The sequence below is a fragment of the Vibrio sp. 947 genome (genome assembly GCF_033339115.1).
Classification (GTDB): domain Bacteria; phylum Pseudomonadota; class Gammaproteobacteria; order Enterobacterales; family Vibrionaceae; genus Vibrio; species Vibrio alginolyticus.
The window spans coordinates 303,200-325,778 of the sequence record NZ_JAWOTX010000001.1 but is presented as its reverse complement, the minus strand read 5'-3'; the positions used below and the strand labels follow the sequence as shown (position 1 = coordinate 325,778).

At 45.6% G+C, this 22,579-nt stretch carries 21 protein-coding genes and 1 riboswitch; of the genes, 9 read left to right on the top strand and 12 right to left on the bottom strand.

Features of this window, described 5'->3' with window-relative positions:
* Positions 1-185 precede the first annotated feature (185 nt).
* Positions 186-827: a MarC family protein gene (locus R7Q39_RS01465; protein WP_005374889.1), complete on the top strand. Its 642-nt coding sequence runs from the start codon at positions 186-188 to the stop codon at positions 825-827.
* 190 nt (positions 828-1,017) lie between these two features.
* On the top strand, positions 1,018-1,890 hold the full coding sequence (locus R7Q39_RS01460) for a patatin family protein (RefSeq protein ID WP_237305681.1): 873 nt from the start codon (positions 1,018-1,020) through the stop codon (positions 1,888-1,890).
* Positions 1,891-1,943: 53 nt separating this feature from the next.
* Here the strand turns inward: R7Q39_RS01460 and gbpA are convergent, their stop codons facing one another.
* The 3 genes from gbpA to R7Q39_RS01445 form a co-directional block, all read right to left on the bottom strand.
* The gene (gbpA, locus tag R7Q39_RS01455) at positions 1,944-3,407 is read right to left on the bottom strand and encodes an N-acetylglucosamine-binding protein GbpA (protein ID WP_237305682.1); all 1,464 of its coding nucleotides are present in this window, start codon (positions 3,405-3,407) and stop codon (positions 1,944-1,946) included.
* A gap of 98 nt (positions 3,408-3,505) precedes the next feature.
* Positions 3,506-3,606, bottom strand: a riboswitch (cyclic di-GMP riboswitch).
* 272 nt (positions 3,607-3,878) lie between these two features.
* Complete coding sequence (locus R7Q39_RS01450; RefSeq protein WP_005384595.1) at positions 3,879-4,379, bottom strand: fasciclin domain-containing protein; 501 nt, start codon at positions 4,377-4,379, stop codon at positions 3,879-3,881.
* Between the two features lie 80 nt (positions 4,380-4,459).
* Positions 4,460-5,941: a deoxyribodipyrimidine photo-lyase gene (locus R7Q39_RS01445; RefSeq protein WP_318075677.1), complete on the bottom strand. Its 1,482-nt coding sequence runs from the start codon at positions 5,939-5,941 to the stop codon at positions 4,460-4,462.
* Between the two features lie 108 nt (positions 5,942-6,049).
* Here R7Q39_RS01445 and R7Q39_RS01440 point away from each other — a divergent pair, with 108 nt between their 5' ends.
* Positions 6,050-6,355, top strand: coding sequence for a DUF6482 family protein (locus R7Q39_RS01440; protein ID WP_054700633.1), 306 nt, complete (start codon positions 6,050-6,052; stop codon positions 6,353-6,355).
* A gap of 68 nt (positions 6,356-6,423) precedes the next feature.
* On the opposite strand, the gene R7Q39_RS01435 is transcribed toward R7Q39_RS01440, so the two are convergent.
* Together R7Q39_RS01435 and R7Q39_RS01430 are read right to left on the bottom strand one after the other, a co-directional pair.
* Positions 6,424-7,404, bottom strand: coding sequence for a rhodanese-related sulfurtransferase (locus R7Q39_RS01435; protein ID WP_104976412.1), 981 nt, complete (start codon positions 7,402-7,404; stop codon positions 6,424-6,426).
* 463 nt (positions 7,405-7,867) lie between these two features.
* Positions 7,868-9,163: an alpha/beta fold hydrolase gene (locus R7Q39_RS01430; protein WP_318075676.1), complete on the bottom strand. Its 1,296-nt coding sequence runs from the start codon at positions 9,161-9,163 to the stop codon at positions 7,868-7,870.
* Positions 9,164-9,373: 210 nt separating this feature from the next.
* Here R7Q39_RS01430 and R7Q39_RS01425 point away from each other — a divergent pair, with 210 nt between their 5' ends.
* The gene (locus R7Q39_RS01425) at positions 9,374-10,531 is read left to right on the top strand and encodes a D-alanyl-D-alanine carboxypeptidase family protein (RefSeq protein WP_138939462.1); all 1,158 of its coding nucleotides are present in this window, start codon (positions 9,374-9,376) and stop codon (positions 10,529-10,531) included.
* Between the two features lie 84 nt (positions 10,532-10,615).
* Here the strand turns inward: R7Q39_RS01425 and R7Q39_RS01420 are convergent, their stop codons facing one another.
* Complete coding sequence (locus R7Q39_RS01420; protein WP_318075675.1) at positions 10,616-13,273, bottom strand: alpha-amylase family glycosyl hydrolase; 2,658 nt, start codon at positions 13,271-13,273, stop codon at positions 10,616-10,618.
* A 129-nt stretch (positions 13,274-13,402) separates the two neighbouring features.
* On the bottom strand, positions 13,403-14,866 hold the full coding sequence (locus R7Q39_RS01415; RefSeq protein WP_170960398.1) for a helix-turn-helix transcriptional regulator: 1,464 nt from the start codon (positions 14,864-14,866) through the stop codon (positions 13,403-13,405).
* A gap of 167 nt (positions 14,867-15,033) precedes the next feature.
* On the opposite strand from R7Q39_RS01415, the gene R7Q39_RS01410 reads away from it, so the two are divergent.
* Together R7Q39_RS01410 and R7Q39_RS01405 are read left to right on the top strand one after the other, a co-directional pair.
* Complete coding sequence (locus R7Q39_RS01410; RefSeq protein WP_005384588.1) at positions 15,034-15,687, top strand: oxygen-insensitive NAD(P)H-dependent nitroreductase NfsB; 654 nt, start codon at positions 15,034-15,036, stop codon at positions 15,685-15,687.
* Between the two features lie 69 nt (positions 15,688-15,756).
* Positions 15,757-16,047 (top strand): putative quinol monooxygenase, encoded by a 291-nt coding sequence (locus tag R7Q39_RS01405; RefSeq protein ID WP_005374925.1) that lies wholly within the window; start codon positions 15,757-15,759, stop codon positions 16,045-16,047.
* On the opposite strand, the gene R7Q39_RS01400 is transcribed toward R7Q39_RS01405, so the two are convergent.
* Entirely contained in the window at positions 16,044-16,967 is a 924-nt protein-coding gene (locus tag R7Q39_RS01400) for a LysR family transcriptional regulator (RefSeq protein ID WP_005374928.1), read from the bottom strand. The two genes, R7Q39_RS01405 and R7Q39_RS01400, sit on opposite strands and share 4 nt — an antisense overlap.
* Positions 16,968-17,099: 132 nt before the next feature.
* On the opposite strand from R7Q39_RS01400, the gene R7Q39_RS01395 reads away from it, so the two are divergent.
* Entirely contained in the window at positions 17,100-17,318 is a 219-nt protein-coding gene (locus R7Q39_RS01395) for a VF530 family DNA-binding protein (RefSeq protein WP_005374929.1), read from the top strand.
* A 426-nt stretch (positions 17,319-17,744) separates the two neighbouring features.
* Here the strand turns inward: R7Q39_RS01395 and R7Q39_RS01390 are convergent, their stop codons facing one another.
* On the bottom strand, positions 17,745-18,197 hold the full coding sequence (locus tag R7Q39_RS01390) for an acyl-CoA thioesterase (protein ID WP_005374933.1): 453 nt from the start codon (positions 18,195-18,197) through the stop codon (positions 17,745-17,747).
* A gap of 210 nt (positions 18,198-18,407) precedes the next feature.
* Between R7Q39_RS01390 and R7Q39_RS01385 the strand changes: the two genes are divergently transcribed.
* Together R7Q39_RS01385 and R7Q39_RS01380 are read left to right on the top strand one after the other, a co-directional pair.
* A complete protein-coding gene (locus R7Q39_RS01385) occupies positions 18,408-19,172 on the top strand; it encodes a ferredoxin--NADP reductase (RefSeq protein ID WP_017820554.1) in 765 nt (254 codons plus the stop codon).
* A 180-nt stretch (positions 19,173-19,352) separates the two neighbouring features.
* A complete protein-coding gene (locus tag R7Q39_RS01380; protein ID WP_047102393.1) occupies positions 19,353-19,799 on the top strand; it encodes an RDD family protein in 447 nt (148 codons plus the stop codon).
* 59 nt (positions 19,800-19,858) lie between these two features.
* Here the strand turns inward: R7Q39_RS01380 and R7Q39_RS01375 are convergent, their stop codons facing one another.
* From R7Q39_RS01375 to R7Q39_RS01365, 3 genes are all read right to left on the bottom strand, one after another.
* On the bottom strand, positions 19,859-20,530 hold the full coding sequence (locus R7Q39_RS01375; RefSeq protein WP_017634411.1) for a DUF2057 domain-containing protein: 672 nt from the start codon (positions 20,528-20,530) through the stop codon (positions 19,859-19,861).
* A 216-nt stretch (positions 20,531-20,746) separates the two neighbouring features.
* Complete coding sequence (locus R7Q39_RS01370) at positions 20,747-21,895, bottom strand: AI-2E family transporter (RefSeq protein ID WP_005386936.1); 1,149 nt, start codon at positions 21,893-21,895, stop codon at positions 20,747-20,749.
* Complete coding sequence (locus R7Q39_RS01365; protein WP_017634413.1) at positions 21,888-22,574, bottom strand: potassium channel family protein; 687 nt, start codon at positions 22,572-22,574, stop codon at positions 21,888-21,890. Before R7Q39_RS01365 ends, R7Q39_RS01370 begins: the two co-directional genes overlap by 8 nt.
* Between the last annotated feature and the right edge of the window lie 5 nt (positions 22,575-22,579).

Here is a 22,579-nt window from a genome sequence, read left to right as displayed (position 1 = left end):
ACATCCCCTGTTACGTTAAAGGCTGAAGACTCACCTTAGCGACATTTGATGAGTCGGTAAACTATCTCAAAAGAAAAACAATGCTTGGCGCATAAGTGTGAAGGCGAATCGAGAATACACCACTCTTTCTGTTTGAGAGCGTATATACTGTTTTTAGAATCAATAATTTAAATGCAGTGGAAAATATGAAAGAACTCATTGTTCATACAGTTACGGTGTTTATGGGCTTCTTTGCCATCATGAACCCTATCGCCAATATCCCCATCTTTTTGAGTTTAACTGCTGATGAAGATAAAGAAACCATCCGTTCCATTGCGCTCCGCTCAGTCTTTATTGCATTTATTATCATCGCGATATTTTCTATTGCCGGTAAGTTAATTTTTGATTTGTTTGGTATCACGCTTTATGCATTGCGAATAACAGGCGGTATTTTGGTGTTTTTGATAGGTTTTAACATGCTTCAAGGTGATTCGACGCATCAGAAAACCAAAGAGAAGGCGTATTCACCAGCTCAGCAACGGGCGGCATTGAGTATTGCAGTGTCTCCATTGGCGATGCCAATATTAGCTGGGCCCGGAACGATTGCTACCGCGATGAACTTTGCGACAGCGGGTGGTTTCGATCAAACCATTATTACTATCGTTTCTTTCGCTGTCCTTTGTGTGATCACCTATGTACTGTTTTTGTTTGGAGACAAATTGGTCAAAGCGGTTGGACCAAGTGCTCTAAATGTTGTGACTAAAATGATGGGCTTAATTCTAGCGGTTATTGGTACTCAAATGTTTATTGATGGCGCGGGCGAAGCCTATAAAACGGTTTTCTCCTAGATTTCTCTTAGACCTTGCCACCTTGGTTAAGCCCGCAATTACATTTCTAACGGGTACGGATTTTTTGAACTTTAGTTTTCATTTTCTAAGAGAGAAATAAATAGACTTCACCTATTTCAATAATAAGAATATTCAATTGTTGTGATTGCACGAATTTCATTACTCTTTTGGCAAGGAGAATGGGGGAAATATGGCAACAAAAGCAATTGTAGTAGAAGGTGGCGCGATGCGAGGCGTCTTCGCAAGCGGAGTGTTAGATGCGTTTTTAGAGCAGAGTTATAAACCGTTTGATTTTGCAATCGGTGTATCTGCTGGTGCATCAAATTTGATTGGGTATTTGACCGACTACCCGCATCGCAGTATTAACGTCATTACTAAGCTGGCCACAAGTAAACGCTTTTTTGACCCGACTCGCTTCGTTAAAGGTGGGGACCTCATCGATGTGAAGTGGCTGTTTGAAGAATCTAATCGCTTGTATCCCGTCGATGAAAATAAACTGTTTAATGGCGTTCCTTTTCTCGCAGCGACAACAAATGTAGATACAGGGCAGGCAGATTATTACCGCGTGACACGTGATAATTTTCACCATGCGATTGAAGCGACAACAGCATTACCGATTGCCTACAAGCATACCCCTTGTTTTTCTGGCGGTTGTTATACCGATGGTGGGGTCGCTGACTCTATACCAGTGCGTGAGGCTTATCGTCGAGGGGCTCGCGACATAACCGTAGTACTCTCTCACCCGCTGAATTATGCCAAAAAGCCAGTTAAGACCACATGGCTGATGAAGAAACTGTTTGCGGAGCACCCCAAAATGGCGGATGCGATGTTAAGACGTGCAGATAACTATAATCAATCATTGGAGTTTATTCGTAACCCTCCACCAGGAACACATGTTAGGGTAATTGCCCCACCAGATAATTTTCATGTTCAGCGCTTATCAATGCGACAATCCGTTTTACTAGAAGGGTATGAAATGGGGCTGATTGAGGGGCGAGTGCATCTCTCTAGTTTATCTGGTGTTTATGGTTTAGACCGGGAAAATTGTCATTTTTGCGTTTGATTATAAAAGAGCCTCATAGTGAGGCTCTTTTTACTTAACGTTCAAAGGGTGATTTAGTTGACTTTATCCCAAGCCATCTCCCAGTGTGAACCTATTCCAGGCTCGTAATGGTTTGCGGCTTCTTTCCACTGCATACAGTAACCAGAGTATGGGAAAGGTTTACATTGATAAATGCCCCCGTCGCTGGCAAGCACTTTTGTGCCCGCAGTGTAGCTAGATAGTCCTTCAGGGAAGACAAAATCGTACTCACCAGATGGTGGTGGAGTAACTGACTCTTCTTTTAAGTGAAAGTCGAGTGTTTGCTGATCCACCAAGTTGCCATCTTTGTCCTTAATACGTGTCACGAGCATATGGTGACCCGGCTCTGATTTACTTAAAGCGAGCGATATCGCCTCTACCGAGCCGTCTTTCATTTCGTTTGCCCAACTTGCAAGTGGTTCGCGATGGTGATTGTAAACGGTGAGTTCTGCATTTAAATCGCCTTCAGCAGTTAGTGTCAGATCCAACGTTGTCGGTGTTGACTCAATGATATACTCGTCTGCTAAGCCATCTACTGTGAGTGAGTATTCTGGGACAGGAGTTTCAATGTTATAGCCGATCTCTACTCGCTCAAGGCCGCTATTTGCTTGCAGATACACCGGATTAGTACCATAAACAGGAGTGAATTTATCCTCTGCATACTGCCCGGCTTGCAGTTTTGCTTGTTCTTGGTTTAGCTTAGTCGCGAGTGCGTAAGACCAGTTTTTCGCTTGGCCCATTGCTGCATCGGTAATTTCTAGTTCAGTTCTATACGCCACGTTTTCACCTGCTTGATCAAATACGCGTGTATAAACCGAATCCCCAATATTTAAATCCATTGTAGGAATAATTTGACCGCCTTGCTTCCAATCTGGAATAACGGGACTGTCACCATCAAATTTCACATCGATCACGTTATAAAATGAGGCTGCAGTGTCGCCAACATCCCATACTGCCAGGATGACATGGTATCCCTCGCGAGTAGGCACATTACATTGATGGCTTACCTGTTTCGGGGGTTGAACCATATTGCCGTCGACGACACAGAAAGGAGTTAGATCAAAAGAGTCTCGTGATAGTGAAGCGTTTGGGTTCCAATCAGGCTTGGTGATGTAATATTTCCAGTCGCGCGTCACGTGGTTAGCGGTAAATGTCCATTCAAAAGTTTGTGTACCTGCTTGAATAGGGCGTTTTACCCAACGGTCGGCAGTTTGCTCATCAAGGGCAGCTGCTAAAGCGGTTTCGGCACTCGCTATTTTACCATCGCGAGGCCCTGTTTCGGGAAAGCCATCAGGGCCTTCAACGCTTTGCGGTTCATATTGAATCGCACCGCAGTTATTATTTTTTTCGTTAGTATCTGGCGTTGGATACTTACATAGTGCCGAGCGACTTGCAGCGACACCACCATTGGTTTCTGATACATAACCGTGAGCCGCAGCACCTGAGCTAATGCTTGCAAGTGCTAACGCGAGTACGGATTTGGTTGGAAATGATTTCATCACATGTCCTCTGTTATGGCTGACAAACTAGTGTCACACCCCGGCGCATGCTGAGCATAAAGCAACGCTACAGAAATTGGACTTCTGTAACACTGCGTCATGGTAACCCCGCTATCATGAGCATTCTTTTAGATTTTTAAATGCTGACAGACCGGAAGCTTTGCGTCCCACCCTTTCGAATGGTTTGCCGAAATGTGATTGAGCAGCCAAAATTTAGCTTAAGAATTTACATGTGGAAAAGTAAACGTCACTGACATGGAATCCTGTTCTCAAATTGAAAGATAACGATATCTTAACCTCGTCAATATTGTGCAGTGTCTTCTTACAAGGTATTGATTTTAATTTTGTTTTTATATTTTTTATAGCCACAGTGAATGAATGGAGGTTTGTTGGGGATAAGTGGAGAGGAACCGTGCTAAGGGTGGAAGAAGTTCTGTCTAAAGGGCGGAGTGTCCCGCCCTTTGAATGGTGTTATTTCGGCATGATGACAGTATCAATCACGTGAATGACACCGTTTTTAGCTTTCACATCGGTTGCAATGACATTTGCATCGTTAACCATGACTTTATCGCCCATGGTTTTAATCATCACATCTTGCCCCTGAACCGTAGTCGCTTTGTCTAGCTTAACAACATCGGCAGCCATCACTTTCCCTGGGACGACGTGATAAGTCAAAACAGATACTAACTTGTCTTTGTTTTCCGGCATTAAGAGCATGTCGACTGTGCCGTCTGGCAGTTTTGCAAAAGCGTCATCCGTTGGTGCAAAAACAGTAAATGGGCCTTCCCCTTTGAGAGTGTCAACCAAGCCCGCTGCTTTCACCGCAGCAACAAGCGTATTGAAAGAGCCGTTTTCAGCGGCAACGTCGACAATATCGGCTTTCATCATGCCATGCTCATGAGCCTTGACGGGAAGCATAAAAGATAATGTCGCCATCAGTGTAGCCGCGATAACTAAGATACGTTTGAACATAGTGTGTTCCTTACTAGTTGAGGGTACAACGGGTTCCCTGGAGTGTGTTTGCATTTGTACGCATTGTGATTGAAAGATGATCATCGCGCCCTACTTTCTTTTGAGGGTCTAACATGTCGCGCAAGAATTCGTCTGCCTTCTTGTTTCACATCGGCTCGTTTCCGCCACGTCCATAAGCGCTCTCTTGCTGCCTTAGCTGCGTTGTCTGGTGCGATAATAGGTGCAAGGTAACGGCTATCTGGCTGCAATTGATACATGACAGCTTCCATCTGGGTCATTGTCCAGGGCTCGAATAAAAGAGGGGGAGGAACCATTTGTAACTCAGGTACCCACTTGTAGATGAACGTACCGTTAGGATCATGTTCTTGGGCTTGCTTGATCGGATTATAAATACGGATTGTGTTAGTCCCGGTTACTCCTGCTTGCATTTGGAATTGTGGGTAATGAATTCCAGGCTCAAAGTCGAGAAACAGTTGCGCTAAATGCGTTACACCTACTCGCCAATCCATGTTCATGTGGTGAGTAAGAAAGCTAACCAGCATGGCACGCATGCGAAAGTTAATGTAACCAGTGTGGTGCAAACAGCGCATGCAGGCATCAATCAAAGGTACGCCAGTATGCCCGGATTTCCATGCTGCTAACTTTTCTTCATTGAAAGTACTACTTTGTTTAATCAATGGTTCGTAAGCCCGATTAACGCAGTAAAACTCCATGTCGTATTCCGATTCGAATTTTTGGATGAAGTGACAGTGCCAATGAAGCCGTGAAGACAATGCAATTAAGCTGCGACGAAATCCAGCGACTTGCCAGTGTTTCAAAAGGTATTGATAAACTTCACGCAAGGATATGTTACCCCAAGCGAGGTATGGAGAAAGTCGAGTACAGGCTGTGCGTGAGGCTGTGGGACTAGAAATGCTTCGATAGTAATCACGACCTCGACGATGAAAAAAGTCCTCTAGTGTTTTCCAAGCGAGCCGGCTTCCTCCCGTTTGCATTCCTTTGCATTTTGATAGCCAGGATGATGGTGGCGAAAACGAACAGCCGAGAGCTTCTGCATCCAATGAATGCAATAAGTCGGTTTGGAGCTCAATAGGGCTTATTGAGGCTCTCATGACAGAGTCCCAATGTTTGTCCCAACCTTGCCGGTTTTTTGCACCTCTGATAACAGCACCGTGTTCGAACTCAAACCAGTCGATGTTCTGCTCATACAGCCAAGCGGCAACTTGTTTGTCGCGCTCAAAGGTGCAGTTGAGTCCTATTTCTTGGTGAGAAAAAACAGCGTTGATTTGATATTGCGCTTGAATTGATTGGAAACATGCTAAGGCATCGTCATACAGCACCGTGATTCGATGCCCATAGGCTTTGAGCGTCTCATCCATGTCTTGCAGTGATTGCCAAACAAATCGCCAGTGGCGCTCAGAATAGTGTGGGTTATTCAATAGCAATGGTTCAACAATATATAAAAGCACAGTTGGGTGCTTTGTTGATAATGCTTGAGTTAGTGGTTGATGGTCAGTCAGCCTTAAATCTCGTTTTAACCACACGACATTGATTGTTTGCATCGGAATCCTCTTTGTTTCCGATGTTGTACGCAAGTAAACCGAAGCAATCTCATCCAATGATCGGTTTTATTCCACAAAACGTAGAGGTAACTTTTAGGGAGGTGACACATGGCAATACCATTGAGTAAGTTACAAAAATACTTCTATGTAGACAAATTGGTCATTCATTCGCTTGATCTCGCATTGTACCAGGCATCTGTCGTGATTGATGGAGAAGCGCAATTTATCACTAATGACAACGGTACCTTTTTGAGGGCTCATTCCCTGATCGAGATGCAAAAGAAGTGCAGGAATATCAAAGCAAATAAGCAGGTTTTAGTGCATCAAAGTGCTTATGATGAAATGGTGGGGTTACCCGAAGGTAAAAGAGGCAATCAACTAGAAGTATTGGTGAGGGATACAAAATTGTATTGAAAGAGTATTGGTGCGTAGTAAAAGCGAGCCACCTTACGGCAGCTCGCTAAATATAAGGAGAGTTGGGCTTAGTCTTGTTTACGCTGCGCTTCTTTTTGCGCGTACTTAGCGGCACGTCGAGCTTCTCTTTGCTTGGCACTTTCACCACCAATATGCTGCTCGCCTCGCTGCTCTGCAAGAACAATTTGTTTTTCACGCTCGCGGAATCGAGCAATTTGTTCTTCTGAGTGTGTGCCGTGACATTTTGGACAGCTCACGCCTTGCTCGAACAATTCTGACTGTTTGTCTTCTTCAGTTATCGGTAGACGACAAGCGTTGCATAAATCATAATCTGCTTTTTCTAGCTGGTGGTTCACTGCAACACGCCCGTCAAATACGTAACAATCGCCTTCCCACATGCTCTCTTCTTGAGGAACTTCTTCAAGATATTTAAGAATGCCGCCTTCTAGGTGGTAGACCTCATCAAAGCCCTGTTCTTTCATGTAAGCCGTTGATTTTTCGCAGCGGATACCACCGGTACAGAACATCGCAACTTTCTTGTGTTTTGCCGGGTCCATGTTTTCTTTTACATAGTCTGGGAATTCACGAAAGGTTTCAGTATTTGGGTTTACAGCGCCTTTGAATGTCCCGATCTCGATTTCGTAATCATTACGTGTATCGACAACAAACACTTCAGGATCAGCAATAAGATCGTTCCACTCTTGAGGTTTCACGTAAGTCCCCACTACGTGGCGAGGGTCTATACCTTCAACACCTAATGTTACGATCTCTTTTTTCAATTTCACTTTGGTGCGATTGAATGGCTGGGTCTCAGAATACGACTCTTTGTATACGGTGCCAGTCAAACGAGGTTCGTTGTTTAGCCACTCCAGTAGCGTATCAATACCTGCACGATCAGATGCAACAGTACCGTTGATACCTTCACTTGCCAGTAGTAATGTTCCGCGAATATGGTGTTTTTCCATCAACGCAAGTAATGGCTCGCGTAGCTCTTGATAGTTATTCAGCTCAACAAACTTGTACAGCGCACAAACTACATACTGACTCATGAGGTTTCCTTTAAAAATACAGGTGGTCAACGACCTTAAAATTTTAGCGGCACGAAGTATACCTGACTAAACTAGTCGGAAATACGGACAAATTATACGGATATTATGAGTAGGCGGGGCCTGGCGGTCTTTGATAGGGGGGGCATGTCCGCAGGTGAAGCCGCTATGTGTTCAAATTATAAGCATTAATTATAGTGAGTCAGGTAGGTTGGGGCCGATACTTTTGGTTTAAATTTATGTTGTTATTCTGTTTTAGGCCCTTCAAAAAAGTTAGGCGCAAGAAGCACCAAATAATCACCGGAGTCATTGACAAGGAAAGGACATGTCGCAGTTTTATACATGAGGTGGTGAGGGATAAAGGTTTAGGGACAAAGAGTGAATGACTGATCGCCATTGTTCATAAACCGCTATAAACGCCTTTTCATCAAATACTAAAAAGGCGTATTTCTAACGTCTGTCCTGCTTATTTCAACGCAGCTGCGGTCTGTTTACCCATGGCAATGAGCCTGTCGAGAATGCGTTCACCGTCGGCACGTAAACCGTTGTGCTCGTACTCATTGGTGATCCACGCTTTTGAATTTGGTATTAACGCGAGCGTCTCTCGACTGATATCCATTTCAACAAACATATCATCGGCGTAAACGGCGCAACTGACAGGCACTTTGTTTTGAGCCAATTGTGTTTGATCGTACAGCGCAGCCCAATCTTCTTTCGCTGCCAATATTTCTGCGGTGTCTTTTAGTGGCTTGAGGTTAACGTATTGGTCGAACATCCATGGGAAGACCATTTCCCCCGTAAAGTAAAATGGCTTGCCAGATTCATAATTAAACTCTGATCGGGTTTGGCGAACGCGGTGCGCACTCCAATTCGACGCGAAGCTTTGACAGTAAATCGATTCATGCAAAATGGCGTAGATCGGGTTGGTTTGGAAGTTTTGCTGCGCCAACATATCGTTTAAGAACTCATAACGAAGTTGTGGTTTGCCGTTCACTTCAATCAACGCGCTTTCTAGCCAATAGTAAGTTGGTAAGAAAGTATCACTCACACCAAAGTTGATGCCGATTTGTTGAAATTGTTCCACCGTGAAGCGTTGACCATTTGGTAGGTACTCTTCATTTTCTAGCAAGTGATTCGCAATGTTTTGGCAAAGTTGCTGTGCATTGGGAAATTGTTGGAAGAATGCTTGGTTTTTCTCCATGGTGCGTTTGAAGGTGGCTTCATACACATCGTCGGCATGACGCGAGACTGATGGCACGCCACCCGTGATGTAGCTTTGCAGCAAGCTGTCTGGGAACAAAGACAAATAGGTGAGGGAACAAAAACCACCAAAGCTTTGACCTAAGATCGCCCATTTTTCGACGCCAAATTGCTCACGAATGTATTCCGCGTCGCGCACGATGTTATCCGCTCGGAAGTGGCTCAAGTAGTCTGCTTGTTTTTCTGGCCTGAGGTGAGCAAGCGTCTGGTGATTAATTACGCTGCTGTTGCCCGTACCGCGCTGGTCGAGGAGCAAAACTCGGTACTCTTGTAGGGCGCGTTTTACCCAGCCGTTATTGCCGTTTTGACGTGGAGAGGGAAAGCCAGGCCCGCCCTGAAAGTAAACCAACCAAGGTTTGGTCGATTCTTCATCGCCAACTAGGCAAACCGAACGGGCGAAGACTTCAATGGTGCCTTTGCTCGCGTCTTGGTAATCCAGAGGAACGGTAAAACTGTGGGGAGTGTAATGCAATCCTGCGTCGATAAATGATTGAGCGTTCATTGTTATCTTTATTTCCTTATTGAGGGGTAGCGCTACTTTACTGCGAATGGCGCGAAGAACCAATGCTATTTCCCAATTGCCTCTTCAGTTCTATACCTTGGTCAAATCAATGTAAGTTCAAGAAAATGAAACGATTAGCGACTGGTGCAACTGGTTGAGTGAGCTATGCTCAATAGAGTTGCGACAAAGTAAGAGCATGGAGGAAGTCGGATGAAAGTGTCACTGGCTCGATGGACAATTGTGACTTGTTTAATAAGCGTACCTACTTTTGCCGTTGTTACGCCCAACCCACCTCAGTTACAGGCAAAAGGCTACGTATTAATGGACTTTCAATCCGGTGCCATTATTGCCGAGCATAACGGGCGAGCAGGCCTTGCTCCGGCGAGTTTAACCAAGTTGATGACCGCTTATGTAGTTGGACAAGAAATTAAAGCGGGGCGTTTGAAATGGGATGATGTTGTCACCGTGAGCGAAAACGCGTGGTCGGCCAAGTTTCCCGGTTCTTCTAAAATGTTCATCAAACCGAAAGATGAAATTAGTGTTGCGAACTTAATGCGCGGCGTGATCATCCAATCAGGAAATGACGCGTGCGTTGCACTGGCTGAGCATGTTGCAGGCAGTGAACGCGGCTTTGTTGCCTTGATGAATGGTTGGGCGGAGAAATTAGGACTGCAAGACACCTATTTTGTGAACTCCCATGGTCTTGATAGTGATGGCATCCAAACCTCACCAACCGATATGGCAAGACTCATGCAGTCGATCATCAGCGATGTTCCTGATGTGTACGCGCTATACAGTGAGAAAGTCTTCAAGTGGAACGACATTACGCAGTACAACCGCAATAAGTTGTTGTGGGACAATTCCATTGATGTCGACGGGGGAAAAACCGGCTACACCAGCAATGCCGGATACAGCTTGGTGAGCTCGGCCAAAGAAGGAAGAATGCGCCTTATCTCGGTGGTGATGGGTACGCCAAGTAAACAGGCTCGGATCAGCCAATCGAAGAATCTACTCAGCTATGGTTTTCGCTTTTATGACACCAAGCAAGTTGCTAAACAGGGGGAAGTTGAGTCTAAAGTTCGCGTTTGGAAGGGAAATGCTAATCAAGTTGAGGCGATCTTTGCTAAAGATGCCTATCTCACTTTGCCTCGTTCAATGACGGCTGGGCTTGATAAGAGTGTGGTGTTAAATGAACCGTTGATTGCGCCGATCGCGCAAGGAGATGAGATTGGTAAGGTCGTTTGGAAAAGCGATGACAGTACCGTGGCGAGTTATCCCTTGGTCAGCAGCCAAGCGGTAGAAGAGGGCTCGTGGTTCGCTCAGCTTTGGGACAGTCTGGTGCTGTGGGTGAAATCGTTCTTTAACTAGAATAAAAACGAGCAGAAGTGTCTTTCTGCATTTTTTTGTTGATGGCCGCCCAGCTAAACGCTGGGCGGTGTTTTATTTAACGGTTTATTCCGACAAGGTGATGATTGGTAAATCGTCCCAAATCTTACTTTCATCCGATGCGCCACCGGAGAAGTTCCAAGGGCCTTTGTCTTGTTCTAGCGGACGGTAAGTTGCCGAAAGGCCGTCTAAGTCCCAAGTCGTGACATAGAAGCGGATACCATCGAGCGAATCTGGGCGGCCTAGTGCATCGCTAGCAAAGTCCATTGAAATGGTGTTGTTGGCTTTGTCTACTGTCACTGTTGGTGCTGGCGTTACGGCTTCTCCCCATGTCGTCGTATTTGCTCCTTTGGTGTTGTAAATCGAGCTTTGCCAGCCAAAAACAACCGCATTGCGACTCCAGGTTCCGCTTGGCATAGAAGCGTTGATCTTCGGTAGCTCAGACAAGTTGGTTGCGGCTTCTTCCGGTAAATCAATAAAGATGGTGAAACCCACGTGGTCGAAGCCGTTTGGTGGCAACCAAGTGTCGGTGATTTTGTCCATAGTGAAGGTCAAACGTACGTTACTGCCAACGGTAAACACTTCTGCTTTGTTGATCGCGAGTTGGCTGTTGTCTTTGTCGAACGTTGGATCGGTTGGTAATGAGTAGTTGCCGTTTGGGCCGCCCACGCCGTCTTGTGCATCGCCCGCATCATCAATGGTGTCGTCCGGCGTGTTTGACCAGCTTAGGTTGGAGACAAAATTCACGTCCTCGATGCCTGCTTTTTTCTCGGTGGAATAAATCGCGAAGCGGTGCTGTTGCTCGCCAATCGCAAAATGACGAGTCGACAGCGTGACACTAAACTGACCATCAGCACCTACAGTAATGGTTTGCGCTGTTTCCAAGTTACCATCGACGACAAGGTTCAACTTCTCGTTGGCGTTCGCACTACCCGCGATAACAATATCACCAGTGATGGTTTTTCCTTCCCAATCCTGCGCCAGTTGTATGTTGAGGTCTGGGGTATCTACCGATTGGGTATCGTTAGTTTTTGAGTAAATCACGGCAGATTTGGCTGGTAGCTCAAGGGTTACGTGACCGTTTTCATCTGCGATTAACTGCTCTGGAGCGTCTACCCAGTTCGACATGATTTGTTGTTTGAAGACGGTGCCACCAACTTGTTCTACATCGAGTTGGTTCATCAACATTGGAGAGTTAGATGTGTTCATTACCACTAAGACTTCGTCGTTATCCAAAGTGCGGGTAAAGGCGAACACACCTGCACCAGCTTTATCGCTGCCAATGACTTTCATTTCGCCGCGTGTCATGACTTTGTTTTCGGTACGTAACTTAGCAAGCTCTTGGATGAACAAGTACATCTCGCTGTTTTGGTCGAATGAATCTACGTAGTCGCCGTCTTCACGGTAACCGCCAGCAAACATCGCATCGCGCGCTGCTGGCATCGCTTGCTCTGTACCTTGGTAAATCACAGGAATACCGGGTACGCTCATCATGGTGATCAGAGCTTGCTTCATATCGTTGACACTGCCTTGCGATAGAAAACGCGGCATATCGTGGTTATCAATGAAGTTCGGCATGATGTATGGATTTGGGAACATCTCCATCATTTTCTCAAGACGGAAGCGTAAGTAATCGGTCGGTTGCCCTGCTGCAAATACGCGCGTCATGGTCGCTTGCAATGGGAAGTTCAGTACCGAGGTTAACTGCTCCGGCGAGCCGCTTTCGCCGATGTAAGTCAGCATCTTCTCTTCGCCTTCTGTGTTGTAAGGCGTAGATGTTTCGAAGACTTCACCAAAGGTCAGGAAGTTATCGCGACCAGTATCAACCGCTTGAGTCATCACACCATCGTCGGCGTGCAGGAAGTCGTTCCAGAAATCGTGCTCAACAAACTTCACCGTATCGATACGGAATCCGTCGACGCCGACTTCGCGAATCCATTTTCGGTAGCTCTCTTTTAGATAAGCGCGTACTTCAGGATCGGACGTATTAAGGTCATCCAAATCAGAGAGCTGCCAGGTTTTTTCTTGTACCGGATCGTTGTGGTCGGTGATGCTTGGCGTCCAGTGGTAGCTGCCTGTGCCATCTTCTTTACACTCATTCTTGTTGAGCGGGTAAGGCAGTTCTTGTCCTGCTGGTAGCGCATTTTCAATCAAACGGAAACCTTGGCAAGGTAGGCTAGGATCGTAATTGTATGGGTCATCGTAAGTGAAGAAGTTACCTACGTGGTTGGTCACGATGTCTTGAATCAAGAACATGTTACGAGCGTGCACTTCTCGCGCTAACGCTTGGTAGCTTTCCATGTCACCAAAGTGCTCATCCACTTTTTGGAAGTCACGCGCCCAGTAACCGTGGTAGCCACCATAGTTTTGTTCTGCATCCCACCATTGGTTTGCCACTGGCGGAGTAATCCAGATCGATGTGGCACCGAGAGTTTCGATGTAGCTTAACTTATCACTCACGCCAACGAGGTCGCCGCCGCTGAACTTTTTATCCGAAGTCGGATCGAATTCGTTTTGCCCTTGATCATTAAGAGCGCTGTCGCCGTCGTTAAAACGGTCGATCATCAGGAAGTAAATGATTTGATCTTGCCAATCAGGAGATGCCACGTGGCTGCCTGTATCGACTGGTGCGGTTTCGTCGCTTCCACAGCCAGAAAGAGCTAGAGCGATCGATAAAGGAAGTATTTTTATTTTATTCATTGAGTTAGGTAGAGTTTCAAACACGGTCTTTGCCTCCGTTATGCAGCAATGCAGAAACGATAAAGCAAAGGTTTGAAATTGAGAGTGTCATTTCACGCCAAAAAAGACGTGATATGATGTCACGAAGAGACGATTTTGATCTGACCGACAGTTTTAATTGAGAGGTTGCACAATAGGATATTGTATCGGGTAATGCTCTTTCGCGAGCTCGTTGTCGGATTCATCATAAAGGCGGAAACGGCACTGCTTTGCAGTTTGAGTGAGCGATAATTGCAGCACCCAACAAGCATAATGTAGCGAGTGTTGGGTCAAGCGCATTACGTGAGGTGTAGGGGCATCATCGACGTAACAGTCAATCCTCGCAACGTTTTCAAGTCGGCATGCCAGTTCGACAAAGAGCGTGTATTGCGCCCCAATATTAATAAGCTGCCGAGTCGGGACAATGTATTCCGTTGCGCCAATTAAAAGCCCCTTAGAAACCACGTAATCACGCTGGTGGTTATTCTCAATGTAACGTTCCCCATCGACTTCATAACAAAGGCGAAAGGTAAGGGGGTGCGCTACCGGAAGTTCGGTCGTTGCCCAGAGTTCGATGCCATGACTTAAAAAGCGCTCGAAGAAGGCGGGATAGCGCCGCCATGCACCATCACGGTCTCGACACTCAACTGAGACCACTTTTTCAAACGCAATATTATCTACTTCCATCCAGATTCTACCGACGGGTTGGTCAATGTCGTGATCGGCTAAAGTATTCGCTTTGGCGTAGTACAAGCGGATCGGTTGCTGATTTAGCTGAGTTCGGTTATCCAAACATTGTTGGCGATACTGCATGGGTGAAAACGGATACCAACGGCGAAAAGTGCGGTGAAAGTTCGATGGTTCTTCATAACCGAGTTGATATGCGATTTGCTGCGTTGTGAGTTGGGTGTCGGCAAGCAAAGTGAGTGCTTGCTTTCTTTTAGCGAAATCAACGCATTGAGAGTAGCTCATTTGCTTTTCTTGCAGTCGACGTTGCAAGGTGCGTTTGGAGACGCCCAGTTGCCTTGCCGCTTGCTCTAACTTGAGCGCGTAATTACTGTTTTTGATGAACAAGGCGTTCAAAACACTCAGCAATTCTGGCTGTTCAATTGGTTGGTGAGAAAGCAGCAAATAAACATGTTTCACCAGTTCAAACACGCTTGAACTCGTTTTAGAATCTCGCGTTTCCACTAGAAAAATATTGGCCGCGAGTGGATTGTTGGCGTGAACTTGTACCTGTATTGATTCGCTTAACTCAAGCATTTCCAACTGCATTTTGAGCAAGCCAAACACCGACTCCGCCCAATTTGGCATATCGCCCGTTCTACATTCGACTTGCAGATGGATTTGGGCATCACCATGCTGCAATGTGACGTACAAACGGCGGTCGAATAATGAGACACTTTTACTCCACCAAAGCAGCCCTTCTTGGAGGTTAGGCGCTTCTTTCAACATCATGCATTGCAAGGCCACCAACTTCTCAATGTGCCAATATTCGCCGGCAATTCGAAGGTGATTGTGACCGAGCTTTTTGCACAGAAAGGATGTAATAACGTTATCTTGAGGCAGCATGAGTTGAGTTTGGTTGCGAGCAAACATGCATTATTGCCGAAAAGATGAAGAAGTCCAGTGAGAACGCTCAAAGCCTTTCTTATCGTTTTATTTTCAAATTTATTTTGAAAATGTTTTTAATCGAAATCGGTTTTTCCCTTTATCTCATGAGGTTATGCTGTTACTCAGCTTAAACTCATTAATTGGAGAGCCTCATGGATATCGTACAAGCTGCAAAATCTCGTTACTCAACGAAAGTGTTTGACCCAACGCGCAAGCTATCTCAAGAAAAAATCGATGCAGTTAAAGAGCTGATTCGTTTTAGTCCATCGAGTGTGAACTCCCAGCCTTGGCATTTCATTCTGGCAAGCACAGAAGAAGGCAAACAGCGCATCGCTAAAGCGGCGCAAGAGAATTACGCGTTTAACGCGGCGAAGATTCTCAACGCATCTCACGTATTGGTGTTTTGTGCAAAAACAGGCATCGATAACGACTACATTGAAGCGCTAATGGTGCAAGAAGAAAAAGATGGTCGATTCCCAACTGAAGAAGCGAAAGCGGCTGTGCGCGGTGGTCGTAGCTACTTTGTGAACATGCACCGTTTTGATCTGAAAGATGCAAACCATTGGATGGAGAAACAAGTTTACCTCAACGTGGGTACGTTGCTGTTGGGTGCTTCGACGCTAGAAATTGATGCAGTACCAATTGAAGGGTTTGATCCAAAAGTGCTGGATGAAGAATTTGGCTTGCGTGAAAAAGGTTATACCAGTGTTGTGATCGTGCCGCTTGGCTACCACGCGGAAGATGACTTCAACGCGAAAACGCCAAAGTCTCGCTGGGACGCAGAAACCGTATTCACCGAGATCTAATTCGAGCTTACTTACAGGTGACGTAGAACCCCGTAATCAATATATAAATCGCAAAAGAGTGATAAAACGATGATCCACTTAGTCGCAGAAGTGAAAGCCTATCCAGATAGTAAGGATCAGGTGGTGAATTTGCTTGCTGGTTTACTAGAGCCAACTCGTAAAGAAGAAGGCTGTTGCCAATACGAGTTGTATCTCGACGAAAAAGTTGATGGCCTATTTATGTTCCAAGAAATCTGGGCGTCGCAAGAGGCCTTGGATAAGCATTTGCAAAGCCCGCATATGGCGACGTTTCTTGAAACATTGGAAGAGAATGATTGGGTTGAATATACCCAGATTCGTCCTCTTCGATTTATCGCCTAATGACAGAAGGTTGCCAGCACGTTGGCGCGTTGCTGGCAGCATTTTTGTTGGATAAAGTCGCGGAAAGTCCGAATCGTTGGCGTCAATAATCGACGATCGGCACATACCATGTAGAGCGGCACTGGGCCGCAATCCCATTCTGGTAACACTCGCACCAATCTTCCCTCGATTAAGTCTCGGCTAATGTCCATCAATGATTTATTCGCAATGCCTTTGCCTTTGATCGCTAACCGGTGTGGCAAGTCACTATCGTTGCTCAACAAGTTACCGCTGACCACGATTTGTTCTTTCTCGCTGCCACGAGTGAGCGTCCATTTGTTGTAGACCGAATCCGCGACCATGTAGCACAAGCAGTTGTGTTGCGTTAAATCGGCAGGAGAGGCGAGTTCTGGATGTGTAGCTACGTACTCTGGCGATGCACATAATATCCGTTCGTTTGACCCACACAATGCCAATACGACCAGATTGGAGTCGGCCGGTTCGCCGTAGCGAATCGCAATATCGACAGGCTTTGTGTACATATCCGTCAAGCTATCGGACAGCTCTAGTTTGATGGAAACATTTGGGTAGAGATCGATGAACTCATCCACCCAATCGAGCAACATATTGCGACCAAAATCGGAGGGTGCAGTAATGTGCAGCTGACCAGACAACTCCCCGCGCGCACTTGAGATCTGATCCAACCCCTCTTGCAATGTTGCCAACGCTTGCGTGGTTTTGTCTAAAAACAGTTCGCCCTCTGAGGTTAAACGCAGGCTTCGGGTGGAACGCACAAACAACGGGAAACCGATTTGCCCTTCAAGACGCTTAATCGATGCGCTAATGGCGGCAGGTGTCATGTCCATACTGTTAGCGGCTTTTGAAAAGCTGCCTTGGCGCGCGGTTTCGACAAAAATATTGAGGTCGTTGAGGGCTTTCATAATGAAAAGGGCTTTTAAGAAGTTTGGGCTACTATAGGGGAGAGTCGTAGGCCAATTCAAGGTTAAAACATTAGGTTGCACGGCGAGTTTGAGTTAGATTAGCGCGCAACTTCACTTTACCGGATCAATAGCATGAGCCAACAGCAGCCGAATAACCCACTTCACGGGTTGAGTTTAGAGAAAATCGTCACCCGACTAGTTGAACACTTTGGTTGGAATGGCATGTATGAGCGCGTTCGTGTGAACTGTTTCAAGAAAGATCCTTCAATCAAATCGTCGCTGAAGTTCCTGCGCAAAACGCAATGGGCGCGGGACAAAGTCGAAGCGCTGTACATCGAGACGTTCTGCTAACCGCTCTATGGTCTGCAGCAAGCGGCAAGTAGATTCTTAGTCTCGTTAGAATGACGTAGCTTTTCTTATCGCGTAGGCTGAAAGAGTCGCTCTACTGTTACGTCTAAAGCGAAATTCCGGATGGTCACATAGGTTCTTCTGGAATCGCTTTTTTAGATGGTTTTGTAGAGATCAGAGCCAAACTCGAACCGTCATTCTGAACAGCGAGGAACGAGCGTGATTCAGAATCTACTCTCAGATTGTATTGAGTTTATTTATATCTCTATAGGCCTGCAGCAAGCGGTAAGTAGATTCTTAGTCTCGCCTTGGCTCGCTAGAATGACGCTAGTTCTCTTATCGCGTAGGTTGGAAGATTAGCCATACGTTATTCCCGACAGCGATGAAGAATCGCTGTCGGGAACCTCGCCTTTAATCTCTCATTTCTTGCTACTCTAAATGATGCGTGCTACCCACAGTTCCTTCCAAATCTAAAATCGACTGGCGAACGTGGTCTGGAATCGCCGCTTTTACGTTGTTCTTAAAATCAAACATCACACCAGTGGCGGTCGCGATGGTCGCAATTTTACCCCACTTCTTACTCAGCACTTGGTACTCCATCGTGATGCGATCTTCTTGCATGTCGATTACGCGAGAACCGACTAATAGCGTGTCTGGGTAAGTAACAGGCAATTTGTAGCGGCATTGAGTCTCGCTCAGTACTGGCCCAATTTGCGAGGTCTGCAGGTCGACCAGCAGGTTAATTTTGTTGAAGTAATCTAAACGTGCGGTCTCGAAGTAGCGAAAATAGACCACGTTATTAACGTGTTGCAGAGCATCCATTTCACCCCATGCGACTTTTATCTCTGTGATAACGGGAAAGTCCTTTAACAGTGTGTCCATTTCTATTGCTCCTTTTTCATCTGCTTTGCCACAAATTGCGACGCGACTTATCACTTTGAGCATTTATTCTAGATGTAATCATTTAATATGTAATAAAATTGTTTTTAAAATGTGAAATGAAATAGTGGTTTGATTATGTAAACCAGAAACTTTACATAATCGAGTTGAAGGCGTAAGTTTAACTAAGAGTAACCAGATAGGAGGTGTCTCATGATTGAACTCAAAGGTTTCAACCTCGCAAGAGTTGAGAAACGCATCGATTGGACAGGTGAGCTGTTCAGTTTGAGAATATCTGGCGCGCCTCTTTCCTTTAAAGCTGGCCAATTCACCAAGCTTGCTTTGCTTGATGATGAAGGTAAGCCGATCAGCCGCGCTTACTCTGTGGTTAATGCGCCAAGCGAGCAATTCGATTGGTTGGAGTTTCTAATAGTAGCCGACCCTCAAGGACAACTTTCTCCACGGCTCCAAAAGCTTAAATCTGGTGATAGCATTTATGTCGGTACCACCGCACATGGCGATTTAATCCATGATTCTATTCCTAAACAGGCTCATGACCTGTGGCTGCTATCTACAGGTACGGGGATTGGACCGTTTTTGTCGCTGCTGGATGATATAAACTTACCGCCTCACAATGAGCGCATTGTGCTGGTTCATGCCGTTCGTTTCGAAAAAGATCTGGTTTATAAATACCTAATTGAACAGCTTCAGCAACGATATGAAGGCAGATTAAAGTATATACCGATAGTCAGCAGGGAAGTGGTTGATGGTAAATTACAAGGCCGAATTCCTGAACTCATCGAATCGGGTTTACTGTCCAACGCCGCTGATGCGCCATTCTCAGCTCAGCGTAGCTTTGTCATGATGTGTGGGAATCCACAAATGATCAAAGATACCGTGCCCGTTTTACAAGAGCTAGGCTTGGAAAAGTATCGCCATCAAACTGGGGGAAATATCATTTACGAACGTTACTGGTAGCGTTTTGTTAAATTGATACGGTTATGCTCAAGATGTAATGATTACTTTTGAGATACGACCGCGATTTAGTATGTTCTTAGTTGAATATTATGTTGGCAATACCTAAACTGCGCTCACCATTGCGCGTCTGTACACTCAGTCATTCTCGCTTAACCAATTACATTGAGGTGACTGAAGTCCATGTATGCTTTTATCGCGAGCAAGCAACAGAGAATCATTGCTGGTTTTATCGACCTGCTCTTTACGATGGTGGTCGTGTTAATAATTGCATTGAGTATTAACTCTTTTCTTAACGACTTTCAGCTCTCTTTAGCAGATAACCTCACGCTTGTTCGTGAAACTCAGGCGTTTTACTTGCTTTCTTTACCAACGGTTTTAATGATCAACTGGAATGCATTGAGTCATGGGCAAACCATTGGTATGCGCATGATTGGTATTAAAGTTGTAATGAAAAATGATAGTAAGGCAACGAAAGTTACAGCAGGGTTAAGGCTTGTTATTAGCTACTTGCTGGAGATGCTCATTCCGGGGATCCCGTTGGTAAATTTGGCATTGTTGTTCTTTCATCCGGAGCGACGATTGTTGCATGACTTGATCGCCAATACTAAAGTTGTCCAAGCTTCCTAATTTTTGATCAAAAAAGCCACGTGAAGTGGCTTTTTTAATATCGATAAAGTTAACCAGATTTACTGTTGATTAACATATTTCTTAAAGCGAGCTTTGGTTTCTGCGTCTGCTTTTTGGTACCAGAAGTGCAGCATCTCTTCAGCTGTCGAATCCGCTTTAACCGCAGTTGCTCTCACTTGCTTCATATCCGCAGGAACCTTTGCAGGAAGCGTGACTGGCTGCATGGTTGCTGCGCCAGCAAAAGCCACGGCTGCTGCACCGCCAGCTTGGTTATAATCTTCGATTTCACGTACGTAATCACGACCGATTTGCATACCCGGTTTGAGCAACTTGTCTTGGTCAACCGCGATTGCGTTGCCAGAATCATCAACCAGTTTCCAATCTAAGTCTTTGATCTTCTCTTCCGCATCACGTAGGTTGCGGTATTCTGGCATTTGTAGAGTGAGTTCGGCATTGGTCGCGTCAAATCGTGTAACGATAACATCGCTTTCAACACTTAAACGGTCATTACCTTGGTTGAAGTAAGGGGCGAAACGAAATACGACTTGGTTAAGGCCATCAGGTAACGTCAGTGTTCTTTCAGAGGCGAAAAAACCACCCGAAAGATCTGCTTTTTCACCGTTAGCCGCTAATACTGAAACGTTGTCAGGAACACTCACGGTTACATCTGCGAATGCCATGCCACTCATTGCGAGAGCAAGCGCACAAGTTAAAGGCTTGATCAATTTCATTGTTTTTATCCTAAGCAAATTAGTGGTCATCGAGAGTGCATCGTTCATTGCCCGATTGCAACTCCCAAGTGTAATAAGTATGAAAATTTAACAAGAACGTCATTTTTATCGCATTTATTACGACGAAACTGTGATCCAAATAGAATCAAACCGCTGAAATGCAGCGGTTTGATATCATAAGTTATGGATTAAATTTCTTTCTAACTTATTGATTTATTAAATGCCAGCACCGTGTCCAGGTTCTGATTGGTCATCAGAAGCGTCTTGTTGTTCTGCCATTTCTTCTTGCTGTTGTGCTTTCTCAATGCTCAACCACCAAACAAATAACTCATACCAAATTGCTAGGATAACGGCACCTAAGAACAGACCAACGATGCCGTAGAAAAGCATACCACCGATGGCACCGAGCAGAATCACAGGCATTGGCACGTCGACGCCACGTCCCATTAACATTGGTTTGAACAGGTTTTCAGAAAGAGCAGCAACTACGACCCAAACAGTAAACATGGTTGCTGTTGAGGTGTCTTGGGTCATGTACATGAAGCCAATCACAGGTAGCACAGCGAGCAACGCCGGGAGCTGAGCGATACACAAGATCATTAGAAGCAGTGTGAGTAAACCTGCTGCGGGAACGCCAAATACGAAGAAACCAGCACCGATCAACAGTGCTTGAATCGCCGCTACACCGACTACGCCAAGCAGTACGCTTTTAATTGTCGCAGCGATAAGCGTGGTCCAGCTTTTTGCGTTTTCACCAGCGGTTCGAATCGCGATGGTTCTTAGGCCTGATGCTGCAGATTCAGAGTACGTCATGAAACCTGCTGCAATCGCAAGTGACAAGATTGAAAGCAGTAAACTTCCCAATACGCCCCCAAGTGTACCCAGTAAAGATGTGAGTCCTGCCTTTATTTGTGGCATAAAGGTTTGAATCGCTTGCTCAAGATTAGTAGCGAATAGGGTCCACACTTCGTAGAGCTTATCACCCACGATAGGCCAATCCGCTACGGAAGGTTTTGGCCCTGGTATTTTCACTTGTCCATTTTGTAGTACTTCAAGCGCGTGCGTTGCACCATCCACAATGGAGCCTGATACCATAACAAGTGGCGTGACAAGGAGGGCAATACCAAGTAAAGCAATGGTTGTGGCTGCCAGACCTCTGCGACCACCATATACACGCTGCAATTTTTGGGTAAGCGGCATTAAAGCGACGGCTATAATAGCGCCCCAAATAACCGGAAGGATGAAGGGTTTGATGATGTCGTACGTAAACATCAGCAAGACAAAGATCAAGCCAATGCGTATTGCCGATTCCACCATATTACTGATGAAAAGCTTACTGTCGATTTTTACCGATTGTTTATCCATTTTTGTTTACCTGATGATCAATGTTAGAACTGACGAGACTTGAAACAACAATCGCCATATAAAAAACACCTGTGATGGCCTCTAAATACACCACGACTTGAGCCAGTGGTGTTAGAGGACTAATGTCGCCATAACCGAGCGTGGTTAAGGTAACGAAACTGAAATACGCTGCATTGGAGAAGTTCTGCCCCCAAGAAATCGCTTCCATACCGGTAAAGGCTTCAGGCGAAAACTCAAGCAGAATGAGGTAGGCAATCGCCCACATCAGACCAAGCAGCAAGAAAAGCGCGACCGAGCCAATGACTTTGTTGCTGTTGACATGGCCGGTGAAAAGAATCTGTCTTGCGATGGATTTAAAAGTGCCGAAAAAGAACGCAAAGGTAAGGGCAAGCATCACCACATTCATCTCTCTGATGTCGAAAACGGTCTTGATCACAATCACAAGAACCCAAACACCAAACAGGCTGTAGAGGAAACGAGACCAGGTTTTGTCAAAGCGAAGGCTCGCAAAACAGACGATAAACGTCAGAACCGTGAAAGCCTGAAGTATGTGTTCAATCGTCCCTTCACCTACGACTTGTGCCATCGCACTTCCTAACAACAAAATCACTAGCGCTAAGGTTAGATAGAAGAAGTTGTTTTCTTCATTAATGTTTTTGAGGTTTTTACCAATGACCATGGCTC